Genomic DNA, 13939 nt, shown 5'->3' on the forward strand with positions numbered 1-13939 from the left:
TAAGTGTTTTATTCTGCGTGTTAAGCTTTTATAAGTTGTTTTGTAGTTATATATTCCAATATATTGGTTCCATTCTCTATCGGGAATCGTTATATCGCTCACAAATTTAATCGGATTAAAAATTAAATGATAATTAGTTATTAGCGTTATTATTAGATATTTTATAGAAAGAAACCTTGTTAATTCCGTTACCAACCTTAACCTATTGATCAGTAGTGACTTTAATAATTAAAAATATAATTTAAATATGACCATTTGTTACCTTGCTGCTTTATTCCTCTTTAACTTAATTTACATTGAAAAATAAGTTGTGATGAAGATCGTCAAATCTAGCTAACAGCATTATTGACTGCCTATAAAGTGTTACATTGGTTTCATCTTCTGACAGGTAAGTGGTCAGTGAAATGATTAACTTAAATTAGCAATTTAACATGATAAAATTGCTTAACTATAATCGAGGCTATAATGAAAAAATTTGCATTAACTCTACTTTGCGCATCAATCGCTGCACCTGTATTCGCTGGTGGTTCTTATGTTACTGGTAATGTAAAGGGTAACACTGAACGTGATACTGAATATACGCTTGAAGCGGGTCATACATTTTCTGCAGGGACAACCTTATTAGTAGAAGTTGCTGGTACTCTTCACGATGGCGTACGTAGTGTAACTGATACGACATTTGGTATTGAGCAAATGGCTTATACAAATGGTGGTTTATGGACTGCAATTGGTTACCACGATTTAAGCCTTGATGGTTCAGTAGAGGGCGATTCTGGTCAACGTCGCCCATTAGTTAAAATTGGCTATAATTTTGATAATGGTTTGTTCGTCAGTAACCGTACTCGTTTCCATTACAGTACGACAGAAAGTGACTGGAAAGAGATCCGTTATGACAATGCAGTTGGCTTCAACATGGATAACGGTATTCAACTTAAACTGAATGTTATTTATAACCAACGTGGCTTTGCTGATACGGCTAAATTTGGTGAAAATGGTGATCGTGACAGCTATAACACCGAATGGCGTGTAACAAAGAATGATTTCATGGGCACAGGTATTGCCCCATACTTTGAGTTACGTGATGAAGACATGGGTAAAGATGAAGATCGTAACCTCGCGTTCACATTTGGTGCTTCTTACGGTTTCTAAGTCTTGACCGTTTAGCACAATAATAAATCTTTTATGTAAAATCCCGCTTATTTGCAGTAAGCGGGATTTTTATATCGATAGCCTAGCTAATTATATGTGGTTATCTGTTCTGCATCCACAAACCTGAATAGAAGCTTATCTCGGTGCTACGATGACCGTAATATTTTTTGCTTCAATTGCTGTGCGTTGTTCATCAGTAATATCAGCATCGGTAATTAACGTACTAATCGTGTCCCATGCTAATTCTAAGTTTGGCATTTTACGGCTGATCTTATCTGATTCGACCATAACAACGACTTCTCTTGATACCTCGGCCATCACGCGACTGAGTCCAATTAGTTCATTAAACGTGGTACTGCCACGCTCTAAGTCAATGCCGTCTGCGCCGATAAACAGCTGATCAAAATCATATGATCTCAGTACCTGTTCAGCAATTTGACCTTGAAAAGATTCTGAGTGTGGATCCCATGTACCGCCTGTCATTAATAACGTAGGTTCATTTTCCAAGCCGTTCAATGCATTCGCTACTTGCAGTGAGTTTGTCATGGTTATTAGCCCTCTCTTATTTGCGAGCTGCTCAATTAAACTGGCCGTGGTTGTGCCGCTATCGATAATGATACGATTATGATCGCGAATACGTAACGCCGCAGCGATGGCAATTGCAGTTTTACACTGGGATACCTTATCTGTTTCAATTTCAGGTAATAGTTCTTTCGGGAGCGGAATTGCACCGCCATAACGGCGTAATAATAGACCATTTTGTTCTAAGGCTGTTAGGTCTTTACGAATAGTTACTTCTGATGTTTCAAAACGTTGTGCTAGTTCATCAACGCTAAGGTTACCTTGTTCTTCAAGTAATTTAATGATGGTATGGCGACGTTGTTGAGTGTTGCGTTTTGACATAATTTAATGAGTTCTTGTTAGTTCTTTATTTAAAATAGGAGTGTAGCAATATAATGAATTAACGTCAGCAGTAATCTAAATTAACTCGCCGGAAAGTATAAATTACTGCGTTGTATTAAGTTAAATTTATTTAACTTATCAGGTGCAATATCATTGCAACTAATCGCTTTAGCAATCGTAATATTATCCTGACCACAGTGGCGTAACAGCGGCTGTTTTTTTAGTGGTTCAAGTTTATTAAAGTCGACAATGAGGGGCTTTCGAAGGCTATTAATAATACCCATCAGTACTTGCGCTTGGTTGCTATCATAATTGACGATTGTACCAATCGGATATATGCCCATCATTTTAATAAACTGCTCAAGATAAGTTTTGTTGTAATGCTTGTTAGCGGCTTTAAACAGTAATCCAATGGCGAGATTAGGTGAATAACGATGCTGAGGTAAATTAGCATTACACATCTCATTATAGCGGGTGGTGATCGCAATTAACTGCGCGAATTTAGACATCTTATCTTGCTTTATACCACGTGGGTAACCGCTGCCATCAAACTTTTCATTACTCTGTAAGATGCTATTAATCACGCTATCGGCAAGCGCGTCGATGCCTTGTAGTTTCTGCGATGCATAAGCTGGGTGTTGTTTCAGATAATTAATTTCGGGCTTCGTCAATTCTGATTTTTTATTACGAATTGAAGCGGGCACCCATAACATACCGTATTGGCTAAGCAGCGCGGTTTGCGTCACGATCGCAATATCCTGTGCGCTAAAGGACAATTGCTGCGCTAAGCGTGTGCTTAATACGGCGATATTCATTGCGTTTTGATAAAGCGGATCACCAGATAATTCTTCATTGCATAACACAAAGCTATAATCATGTTGTTGTGCAGCCGCTATTGTTAACTCACCAGAAAGCACTTCTAATTGTGATATTGCTTGCTGGGGTTGTAAGCTGAGCTTGCTGTAAATATCTTTTAGTATCGTAATCTTGTTTTGGTATTTTGAGCGCGCTTGACGGATCTGTTTCCACCATATCTGCTGTTGTAATACTTGTATTTTTTGTTCTTCTTCAGCGTATTTTAATGCAGTTTTTTGTTCTGCTATTTTTGCCGCTAAAGCAAGTTCGTTAGCTGTCGTATGCTGTGCTGATGGCATTGGCGTCACTTTACTGCGAGATAGGTCAACGGCAATCGTGTCGAAGCCAAGGTGCTGTAATATTTGTAATTGCTTTGTATCCTTAATTATAAATGAATTAAGGATAAAAGGGTGGGATGTCCAACCGATGGGAAGATTAATATAATGACCGACTTTAAGGTCTTTAATCGTTAATGAGACATTTTCCATTTCTATTCCTTTACTACCTTCCTAAGAATAACAACCTAATTGTTTATTGTGGCATTGTAAATACGTATAAATAATTATAGGGAATATATTTATTGTTATCAAAAATTAAATATAGGTAATAGACATAGATCCAATTTAGTAGTCGTTTATTTTATTCACAGTCATGCTCTAAGTATAAAATAAAATTATTCAACGGTGATTAACATAATAAACAATGTTGAATAGTGAATAATACTAAAAAGATGAAGTATCCTGACTCTTTGTGAGAGCTTTTGTCCAATTGACTATACCTTACTAACCATTTTAGATAAATTTTATTTGCTTCATTTTTAGACGTTTTTATCGTTCATTATTCTTTAAATTATCATACTCGCCTATTTACGCCTCAATGTTATCTATCACTGAATAAATCGTTGTACGTGAAACGGATTAACATAATAGATATTTTAAAGACACATACTTAGTACGTTGTAAACGCGAATGAGATCGATTATCATTACTGTTTGTGGCGATCAATAACGATTGCAGACATTTACAAATAAGGGATTTCTATGAGTGCTATTGTTGGGTTAAGGAATTATATTTTGAAAATATTGTATCGGATATTTCGTCCGATAATATTTTTGATGGATCCAGAGCAAGCCCATTACGCGCTTAAGAAAATAGGGGTGTTTTTAGGCAGTAATGTAATAACACGATTAATCACAGGATTGTTATTTAATTATAGGCATAAGAGTTTGAACACAGAGGTCGACGGAGTCAAGTATCGTAATCCGGTCGGTTTATCAGCTGGTTTTGATAAAGATGGTGAACTTACAAAAATTTATCCATATTTGGGCTTTGGATTAGCTGAATTAGGTTCTTTTACCGGCGAAATTTGTCCGGGAAATCCAGGTAAACGTCTATTCCGGATGGTAAAATCTAAGTCTATTGTGGTGTGGTATGGCCTAAATAACCTTGGCGCAGAAAAAATATCAGCTCGACTCGCTGACGTTGATTTTGGTGATTTACGTATTGGTATTAATGCAGCTAAATCTAATGTCTCCCCTGACTTTGTATTAGCAGAATCAATTCGTGATTATCTTAAAACGATGACTTTATTTAAGGATATTGGTGATTACTATACAATTAATATTAGTTGTCCAAATACTCAAGATGGCGAACCTTTTGTTGATGCTGATAATTTAGGGGCTCTATTGGCCGCTGTGAATGAAAATATTAGAACGATTTCGGATAAACCTATTTATGTTAAATTAGCAGCAGATCTTACTTTTGACGAGATCGATGTCATTGTTGATGGTTGTATTGAGTATAAAATGGATGGTTTTGTATTAACAAATCTTGCTAAACCAGGCTGTAACCAAGAGCATATTTCGGCTGAATACCCATCTAAACTTGGTTTATTACCTGAAGGAAAGGGTGCGATGAGTGGGTTACCGCTTCAGCGTATTTCTACGAATGTTATTCGTCATGTTTATCGTCGTACCCGAGGTGAGCTTACTATTATTGGTGTGGGAGGCATTTTTACGGCAAAAGATGCGTATGAAAAAATCACATCTGGGGCTAATTTATTACATATGATCACCACCATGATCTTTGATGGACCGCAAAATATTAGTGAAATAAACCGTGGTCTAGTTAAATTATTAAAAGAAGATGGTTTTACTTCAATTGAGCAAGCTGTGGGTTCTAGAAACCCTTTACCAGCGTTAGCACTTCAAGAGACGATAGAGCAAGTAGCAGAGGTGGCTTAGTATGTTTGAACAGGTATCTGTTAATTTACCGCAGGCTATTTGTTATGAGTTTCGCCAAGCGTTAAGACAGGGCTGTTGGAAGAGTGGATTACTGTTAACAGAGCAGCAACGGCGAATCTGTGAACAGGTTTTGTTTTATCATGAAGGTAATGATTCTAACTGTAATCATTAATAAAAAGCCCAGCTAACTCATTAAGGTTAGCTGGGTGATTTTATTTATTCGACAGTTGATTTTTGAACTATTTCTTCTTTTTGCTCTATTTCATAACTTTCTTTGTAGTCGTTACCGTAGTAAGAAGCAAGTAATAGTGCTTTTAATTCGCTGATTAACGGGTAACGAGGGTTAGCACCAGTACATTGGTCATCAAACGCTTCAATCGCTAGCTGGTCAATCTTTGCAAGGAAGTCGGCTTCGTTTACACCCGCAGCTTGAATTGACTTAGGAATATCTAAATCAGTTTTAAGTTCGTCTAACCAATTTAATAATGCGTTAATCTTGTCAGCTGTTTTGCCTTCACGGAAACCTAAATGTTCTGCTACTTCAGCGTAACGAGCACGTGCTTTCGGGCGGTCGTATTGTGAGAATGCAGCTTGTTTGGTTGGCATATCCGTAGCGTTGTAGCGAATCACATTGGTAATAAGTAGTGCGTTTGCTAACCCGTGTGGAATATGGAACTCAGCACCGATCTTGTGTGCCATTGAGTGACAAACACCCAAGAATGCATTGGCAAAGGCGATACCTGCAATGGTTGAACCATTGTGTACTTTTTCACGCGCAATTGGGTCTTTCGCACCATTTTTGTATGAACTTGGTAAGTACTCTTTTAATAATTTAAGCGCTTGTAGTGCTTGACCGTCTGAGTATTCATTTTGCAATACTGAGACATATGCTTCTAGTGCATGTGTTACGGCATCATAACCACCGAAAGCGGTCAGTGATTTTGGCATGTTCATCACTAGGTTCGCATCTACAACAGCCATGTTTGGTGTTAGTTGGTAATCAGCGATTGGGTATTTTTGCCCTGTTACTTCATCGGTTACCACTGCAAAGGGGGTGACTTCAGAACCCGTACCTGAAGTTGTTGTGATCGCCACCATCATGGCTTTTATGCCCATTTTAGGGAACTTGTAGATACGCTTACGGATATCCATAAAGCGCATTGCAAGGTCTTCGAAGTGTACATCTGGATGTTCGTACATTACCCACATAATCTTCGCTGCATCCATTGGTGAACCACCACCAAAGGCAATGATCACGTCAGGTTGGAAGCTGTTCATCACTGCTGCACCTTTCTTTACGATAGCCAGTGTCGGATCGGCTTCTACATCATGAAATATCTCGGTATCAATGCCTTTTTCTTTTAGAATCGTTACTAAGTCATCAACATAGCCATTGTTGAATAAGAACTTGTCGGTAACGATACAAGCCCGTTTTTTGCCAACAAGGTCATCCATCGCAATAGGTAGTGAACCACGGCGGAAGTAAATTGATTCAGGTAGTTTATGCCACAACATATTTTCAGCTCGCTTTGCAACAATTTTTTTATTGATAAGGTGCTTAGGACCCACGTTTTCTGAGATAGAGTTACCACCCCAAGAACCACAACCTAGCGTGAGAGATGGTGCTAGACCGAAGTTATATAAATCACCGATACCACCTTGTGAGCTTGGTTGGTTAATCAGAATACGTGCGGTTTTCATTTTATCGCCGAAGTCTTTGATACGATCTTCGTTGGCATCTTGGTCTGTGTAAAGACCAGATGTATGACCGATACCGCCAAGCTCAACCATAGTGATCGCTTGCTCTACAGCATGATTGTAATCACGAGCACGGAACATACCTAATGTTGGAGATAGTTTTTCGTGAGCGAATGCATCATCAACGTGTACTTCTGGACCTTCACCAATCAGTACTTTTGTGAAAGGAGGCACTGTTACACCCGCCATCGCCGCGATCTTAATTGCAGATTGACCCACAATAGCAGGGTTCATATTGCCGTTGATTAATACGATAGCACGGACTTTATCTGCTTCTTTCTTCGATAAGATGTAGCCGCCATGTGTGATAAATCGTGCCTTCACTGCGTCATATACTTCGTCAACCACAATAACAGCTTGCTCAGAGGCACACACCACACCGTTGTCGAATGTTTTTGACATTAAGATTGAAGATACGGCACGTTTTATATCGGCTGTTTCATCAATAACAATCGGTGTATTACCCGCACCAACGCCAATCGCAGGTTTACCTGATGAGTAAGCCGCTTTAACCATGCCTGGACCACCTGTTGCAAGGATAAGGTTGATATCTTCGTGGTGCATTAATGCATTAGATAATTCAATCGATGGTTCATCAATCCAACCGATGATATGCTTTGGTGCACCTGCTGCAACTGCCGCATCTAATACAATCTTAGCGGCGGTATTGGTGGCATTTTTTGCACGTGGGTGTGGCGAGAAGATGATGCCGTTTCGTGTTTTAAGCGAAATTAACGCTTTAAAAATAGCCGTTGAAGTTGGGTTTGTCGTTGGTACGATACCGCAAATGATGCCTGTTGGTTCTGCGATTGTAATAGTACCAAACTCGTTATCTTCTTCAATGATGCCACACGTTAGGGTATCTTTATATTTATTGTAGATGTATTCAGATGCAAAATGGTTTTTAGTTACTTTATCTTCGAGAACCCCCATACCAGATTCTTCAACAGCCATTTGTGCTAGCGGGATACGAGATGTTGATGCCGCAAGCGCTGCTGCACGGAAGATTTTATCAACTTGTTCTTGATTAAATGTAGCGAATTCTTGTTGCGCTACCTTCACTTTCGCAACCATTGCATTGAGTGTTTCTATGTTTTTGACAGTCATAATCTATCCTTAAAATTCATTTAAAATTCATTTAAAATCTAAAAGTTATTTACTAAGGGTTACCTCTTAGTGAATACCTTTGATTTTAATTATAGGTAATCTTAAGGATTAAAAATTGATTTAAATCAATTGTAGTAATATTACGTATTATATTTTCAAAATAGTGTTAACTCGGTCATTTTTATGTTTAAAGTATTTCATATGTAATTTTATTTCAATACGACTAAGACTCATTTATAGGGCTGTAACTAACTGAATTTAAAAAAAAAGACGTTAATTTAACAAAGTTATTGTTAATTTTAGACTTGTTGAGGTAGCATGCCTAAACTGTTTTCTAAAGGAACTTATACTATGCCAAAATTATCTAAGGTTATGGCGACAGCGCTTAACCAACAAATGACAAAAGAGTTTACCGCATCGCACCTTTACCGCAGCATGGCATCTTTTTGCTATGCCTCTGATTTTATTGGCGCGGGTGATTTCTTTTATAAGCACGCAGCTGAAGAACAGGTACATGCGCAGCTATTATTTCGTTATATGATCGACCGTGGCATTCAGCCATTAATGGAAGCTATTCCTGGCGCTGAGTCTGAATTTACAGATTTACTTGATGTATTTAACCAAGCGTTAGCACATGAAGTGATGATCACTGAGTCTATCTCTGAGATCCTTGGCTTAGCGCATGAATTAAGAGATTTCCAATCTGTAGCTCATCTGAATACCTTGATGGAAGAGCAAACAGAAGAAGAAGCATTATTTAATGGTATCGTCAGCCAAATTCGTCGTGTTGGTGTTGATAATGGTTACGGTCTATTTATTATGGATCAAGAATTGAAAGCAATGAGCAAAGCACCAGCTCCGGCTCGAATTGTTATTTAATCTGCCTTAGCGAACAAATTTATATACGCTAAAAAAGTCGATTATTTGAATATAAAAACCGCTTAGACCTTGGTGTAAGCGGTTTTTTATTTTTACAAGTTATACTTTAGTGGTACTATTGCAGTGTTAATCGTGGATTTAATCAATAGGTAGAATAATTATGTCGAATAATAACAATACTGATATTAAAGATTGCTGTGGTGCGTTTGCTGAAATTGGCAGTATTATTCAGCCTGATGATACTGATCTCTCATTTCCTATTACATTTGATTCGCAACAGGCTGCTGATGAAAAACGCAGTGAGCTTGAGGCTTATGTTAATGAGCAATTTGATGAAGAAGTCACGATTACCTTTACCGCGCAAGATGAACATGCTTATTTAGTAACATTGAGCTTTACTTGTACTGCAGAAAAAATGATTTTTGAAATGAATTTACGTCATTTATTGGCTTAAAAGGTTTCGTCTTTTAAAGTAGCTCAATGATTAAAGGCATACAAAATCTACTGTATGCCTTTATTATTTATTCGCTTCTACAAAACATTTAGCCGAAGTGTTGTCTACAATAAGCAAGACGCTGGTCTAGATCCATACTCTCGGTATTCGCCGCTTCAATTTGTTGTAACCTTGGTAGCAACCCCATGCCATTCGCGATTTGAATAGCCAGTCCTGGACGTGCATTGAGTTCTAATAGCATAGGACCGTGATGACGATCTAACACCACATCGGCACCTAAATAACCCAAGCCTGAGATATCGTAACATTGTGCCGCTAAACGAATAACTTCTTCCCAATGAGGCACTTTTAATAGGCCTAATTCTTTTTGTGTATCAGGATGATGGGTGACAACTTCATCATATTGCACGGCGTTGAGCGCTTCGCCTGTAGTGATGTTAATACCCACACCGACAGCGCCTTGGTGTAAATTGGCTTTACCATCCGACATGGATGTTGATAACCGCATCATGGCCATCATCGGGATACCTTTAAATACAATCACACGTACATCAGGCACACCTTCAAAGCTATAACCCTCAAAGCTATCATCAAATACGATAAGCGCTTCAACAACAGCCACATCAATACCGCCACCGAGTGAAAATAGACCGGCTAGAATATTCGAGCAATGACGTTCAATATCATCGAGTGAACATTCACTGCCGCTGGGTTTGTAATAGCGACCATCTTTTACTTTGGTGATCACTAGAATACCCTTACCACCTGAGCCTTTTGCCGGTTTGATTACAAAGCCATTTAAACCTGCGATAAGCTTATCAACTGATTTAACAGAGTGTTGACTATCAACGACGCCAATAAGTTCTGGAGTGCTGAGATTGGCCTCTTCGGCTATCTCTTTGGTTTTTAATTTGTTATCCACTAATGGAAATAGCTTTCTGGGGTTGTAGCGCGATATGTACATATTATTGCGCTGGTTCATCCCCAGAATACCTTGTTGTTTTAACTTATTCGGCGTAGCGAATTCTTTAAAAAACGAAAATGTCATCTTTACTCACCTTGCATGTCTTTAAAGCGGCGTAGTTCTAACAGACGGTAGCCGGTATAAGTACCTAACATTAAGATGATTGCCATAATGATAAGTTGCAGACCAAGGAAGTTGAATGCCCAATAGCGTAATAATTCATTGCTAATGGTGAGGTACACAAGTACCGCCACAAACAAGCTGCCACCACCTTGTACAAGTACTTCTTTCGGGCCTTCTTCTTCCCACAGAATAGACATACGTTCAATGGTCCAAGATAGAATGATCATTGGGAAGAAAGTGATTTTTAATCCTTCTGTGAGCCCAATTTTGTATGATAAAACTGAGAACAGCGAAATAATGGCGATAACAGTAATGATCACCACGGATATTCGTGATACGAGCAAGAGGTTTAATCGAGACAGATAAGAGCGGATCACAAGACCAACACCGACAATTAACGTAAAGCCAATCAAACCGGTTGCTAAACTGGTTTGTACAAATGCCATTGCGATTAACACGGGCATAAAAGTACCAGACGTGCGTAAGCCGATAAGAATACGCATCATTACCACGATCATCACACCTAATGGGATAAGTAAAATCCCTTTGAATAGTGCTTGTTCTTCGAGTGGCAGGCTATAGATGCTAAAGTTTGACAGGTTCGTATCGTTTGATTTTTCTTTTAATACTTGCATGACAGGCTGAGTTTGCTGAATAACAGAGAAACTAACTCGAGAATTTGTACCACCAATCAGATCTAACGTCGGTTCGCCATTTTGTTCCCACAGTAGCAAGTTTTTCGCGTCAGCTATTTTGCCTAATTTGACATCGATTAAACGCGTATCATCTTCGCCAAATACCAGTACAAATGGTTGTAATTGCTGCTGGCGACGACCATCTTCAAGATACAGACCTTTAACCAGTAATGCGGGGATATTGGCTTCATTTAGCAGAGCAACAAATAATTTTGATTTGCTATTTTCTTGTAGCATTAATTTCGCATTTTGACCTAAATCATCGCCAGACAGTAGCTTGAGTAATTCACGGCTATATGAAAAAGCATCGGCGCTTTTTTCCATCGCACTATTAACGAGTTGCTCTGCGGCTATATCATACGGTGGTAGCCAGGTGGTTTTATTAATTGTCACGTCTTGCTCATTAATGACATCTTGTGGGATGTCATTCGTCAATACGTTAACTTTATAGTATAAATCTTGTTTGCCTTCGGCGTTACGAATTGTCCATTGTGCGCGATTATCAATAAAGGATAATCCATAACCAGGCGATGCCGCTGTTTGGCTTAATACGGTGAAGTTAGACTGGGTAGACGGTGTGGCGAAGGATGCATTAACGGCGTCGCCTTGCGCTGTAAATTCAACTTTCGCTTCAATCATCCACGTTGAGTAGGTTTCTCCGGGAAACCAAGGGATCTCACCACTGTAATGGCGTTGGGCAATAGAGCCTACACCAAGGAGAAAAAGTATTGCAACAAAAATGCGAAATGGGATCTTAGACGGCATGGTTAGTTAGCCCCTTTGCTGGCAGGTTTAGGTTGTTTTTTAGGTTGAGTGTATTCTTGTGCAACATCGACAATCGCAATATCTTTTAAGAAAGTTCGACCGAGGAGGATAGGGAAGATCATACGACTACGGTCGGCTAGGGTGAATTCTGTTTCGGTTTTAATATCGCCCAGTTCGACGGGTAAGCTGACTACATAGCGTCGTAATGCTTCGACTGCGTTGGTTTGACGGATCTTGATTGTACGTACGACAGGTGCTTCCATTGGGAGCTCCGTTTTATCATCTTTGTGGGATAAGTTGAATTTAACCCAGTCTTGACCATCGCGTTCAAATTTAACTATCTCTGTTGCATTTAATGATGATGTTGTTGCTCCAGTATCAATACGTGACTTAAAGTTGGTTTGCAATTTATCAAACCATACCCATTCTTCTTGACCAAGGATCACCTTACCTGAGATATTATTTTTAGCTGTTGGCTTCATGAGAACCACGATGGGTGTTGTTTGTTTCACGGGAGGGTTAGCTCCTAGTTCGTCAAGTTGATCTGTTAATTTGGCAATCGCTTTATCTTGTTCGCTGAACTTATCTGGTTGTGATTGCAATGTCGTTAATATTTGTTGCTGTTGCTGCAGAATGGTTTCTATTTGTGCTTGTTGCTTTGTCACAATCGCAGTATTAGCTTTATTTTGTGTCATGGCGCAGCCATTTAAAAATACAAGACTAAGTACACTAGCAATAGCTATCTTTGATGTTTTAAATGTGCGAAATACTGTTGTATTTTTCATTCGATATTTGGCCCTGTGTTGGCTGATGAAAAAGAGGGTTAGTTCGCTAAAGTGGGTAAATAGTTCCGTCATTTGATTATAAATCATATTATTTATAGTCGAAAATGGCACTTACATTCCCAAAATATAATTATCTATTTAATAAATAACATTATTCAACAAATTATAATCGCTATTGAGATAATAATCATATCTCATACAATTCTTATATATCAAATATTTATACGTCAGTTATTTGTAAATAGCAATTTATCGCTATGCTTTATTATATGACAGGAGAGGAAAAAGGCGGAGGGGGAGCATTATATGCAGTATAAAACGAAAGTATGAAGCGTGTTGGTCTGTATAAAATACGCATCTAAAGTGTAGATGCGTATTTTATCTTAATGGAATATTTAAATTACTATATCGCAGATCCTGCCAGTGTATAAGTACGCGCTACATCGACCATGACGATATCTTTTAAGAATGTACGACCCAGTAATACAGGGAACGTCATGTGACTACGGTCGGCAAGTGTAAACTCTGTTAGCATTTTTATATCACCGAGTTGCACGGGTAATTCAATAATCGTGCGACGCGTGGATTCACTGTTGTTTGCTTGACGGATCAAAATGGTACGCGCAATTTTTGCTTCGATAATTTGTGTTTCGTTATCGATGGCTTGGCTGAAGTTAAAACGAACCCATTTTTTACCATCGCGTTCAAATTCAATAATATCGGTTGCATTAAGTGATGATGTTGTTGCACCTGTATCAATGCGGGCTTTATATTTGTTTTGCAGATCGCTGAGTAATACCAGTTCTTCTGAGCCAATGACTAATTTATCAATGGGCGTAATCGCTTCTGAAGACTGCACAAGGGAAAAATTTTCAGTATCCTTGATTGCTTCAACAGATTTATCTGCTTGGCAACTCGCGATAAGTTGGCTATTGTTGGTTACTTGTTGACGTAATTTAATATAATTTTCAAGCTTATGACTCAGTTGTGCGATACCCAGTTGTTGTTGTGCAAATAATTCAGGTTGTTTTTGTAATTCAGCCAAGATGGTATTTTGCTGTTTAACTAATTGCTCGATTTGTTGGCTCTGTTGTACTATTTGTGAATGCAGTGTTTGCGTCGATGTTCCGCCTTGATTTAGAAACTGGTCAACACTCGCACATCCAGAAAGTAAGGCGCTAAGGATAATGCCAGTGAGTAATTGACGGTGCGTTTTCAACGTATCCATTCCTAATGCTAAATAATTGACAATGTGCATAA

The 13939-nt window shown here is 38.6% G+C and carries 12 protein-coding genes; 5 read left to right on the forward strand and 7 right to left on the reverse strand.

The window, feature by feature from the left end; all coding sequences use genetic code 11:
• Positions 1 to 465 precede the first annotated feature (465 nt).
• Positions 466 to 1149, forward strand: a complete 684-nt coding sequence (locus AKG98_RS18685) for an oligogalacturonate-specific porin KdgM family protein (protein ID WP_067049523.1) — start codon at positions 466 to 468, stop codon at positions 1147 to 1149.
• A 135-nt stretch (positions 1150 to 1284) separates the two neighbouring features.
• On the opposite strand, the gene AKG98_RS18690 is transcribed toward AKG98_RS18685, so the two are convergent.
• Together AKG98_RS18690 and AKG98_RS18695 are read right to left on the reverse strand one after the other, a co-directional pair.
• Entirely contained in the window at positions 1285 to 2052 is a 768-nt protein-coding gene (locus AKG98_RS18690; protein ID WP_067049526.1) for a DeoR/GlpR family DNA-binding transcription regulator, read from the reverse strand.
• A gap of 80 nt (positions 2053 to 2132) precedes the next feature.
• Positions 2133 to 3395 (reverse strand): HD-GYP domain-containing protein, encoded by a 1263-nt coding sequence (locus AKG98_RS18695; protein WP_067049529.1) that lies wholly within the window; start codon positions 3393 to 3395, stop codon positions 2133 to 2135.
• A gap of 584 nt (positions 3396 to 3979) precedes the next feature.
• Here AKG98_RS18695 and AKG98_RS18700 point away from each other — a divergent pair.
• Positions 3980 to 5149 (forward strand): quinone-dependent dihydroorotate dehydrogenase, encoded by a 1170-nt coding sequence (locus tag AKG98_RS18700; protein ID WP_198155566.1) that lies wholly within the window; start codon positions 3980 to 3982, stop codon positions 5147 to 5149.
• 1 nt (position 5150) lies between these two features.
• The gene (locus AKG98_RS22350) at positions 5151 to 5321 is read left to right on the forward strand and encodes a DUF1315 family protein (RefSeq protein WP_157534166.1); all 171 of its coding nucleotides are present in this window, start codon (positions 5151 to 5153) and stop codon (positions 5319 to 5321) included.
• 44 nt (positions 5322 to 5365) lie between these two features.
• Here the strand turns inward: AKG98_RS22350 and adhE are convergent, their stop codons facing one another.
• Entirely contained in the window at positions 5366 to 8014 is a 2649-nt protein-coding gene (gene adhE, locus AKG98_RS18705; protein WP_067049535.1) for a bifunctional acetaldehyde-CoA/alcohol dehydrogenase, read from the reverse strand.
• 351 nt (positions 8015 to 8365) lie between these two features.
• On the opposite strand from adhE, the gene AKG98_RS18710 reads away from it, so the two are divergent.
• Together AKG98_RS18710 and AKG98_RS18715 are read left to right on the forward strand one after the other, a co-directional pair.
• Positions 8366 to 8893: a ferritin gene (locus AKG98_RS18710; protein ID WP_067049538.1), complete on the forward strand. Its 528-nt coding sequence runs from the start codon at positions 8366 to 8368 to the stop codon at positions 8891 to 8893.
• 160 nt (positions 8894 to 9053) lie between these two features.
• Complete coding sequence (locus tag AKG98_RS18715) at positions 9054 to 9347, forward strand: DUF406 family protein (RefSeq protein WP_067049541.1); 294 nt, start codon at positions 9054 to 9056, stop codon at positions 9345 to 9347.
• Between the two features lie 88 nt (positions 9348 to 9435).
• Here the strand turns inward: AKG98_RS18715 and AKG98_RS18720 are convergent, their stop codons facing one another.
• The 4 genes from AKG98_RS18720 to AKG98_RS18735 all read right to left on the reverse strand — a co-directional run bounded on the left by AKG98_RS18720 (position 9436) and on the right by AKG98_RS18735 (position 13937).
• Entirely contained in the window at positions 9436 to 10395 is a 960-nt protein-coding gene (locus tag AKG98_RS18720; RefSeq protein WP_067049544.1) for an alpha-L-glutamate ligase-like protein, read from the reverse strand.
• Positions 10396 to 10397: 2 nt separating this feature from the next.
• Positions 10398 to 11894, reverse strand: coding sequence for an inactive transglutaminase family protein (locus AKG98_RS18725; RefSeq protein ID WP_067049546.1), 1497 nt, complete (start codon positions 11892 to 11894; stop codon positions 10398 to 10400).
• A 2-nt stretch (positions 11895 to 11896) separates the two neighbouring features.
• Positions 11897 to 12589: an ATP-dependent zinc protease gene (locus tag AKG98_RS18730; protein ID WP_228140361.1), complete on the reverse strand. Its 693-nt coding sequence runs from the start codon at positions 12587 to 12589 to the stop codon at positions 11897 to 11899.
• Positions 12590 to 13082: 493 nt separating this feature from the next.
• Complete coding sequence (locus tag AKG98_RS18735) at positions 13083 to 13937, reverse strand: ATP-dependent zinc protease (protein WP_228140362.1); 855 nt, start codon at positions 13935 to 13937, stop codon at positions 13083 to 13085.
• Between the last annotated feature and the right edge of the window lie 2 nt (positions 13938 to 13939).

This window comes from Moritella sp. JT01 (assembly GCF_001574435.1).
Lineage (GTDB): Bacteria > Pseudomonadota > Gammaproteobacteria > Enterobacterales > Moritellaceae > Moritella.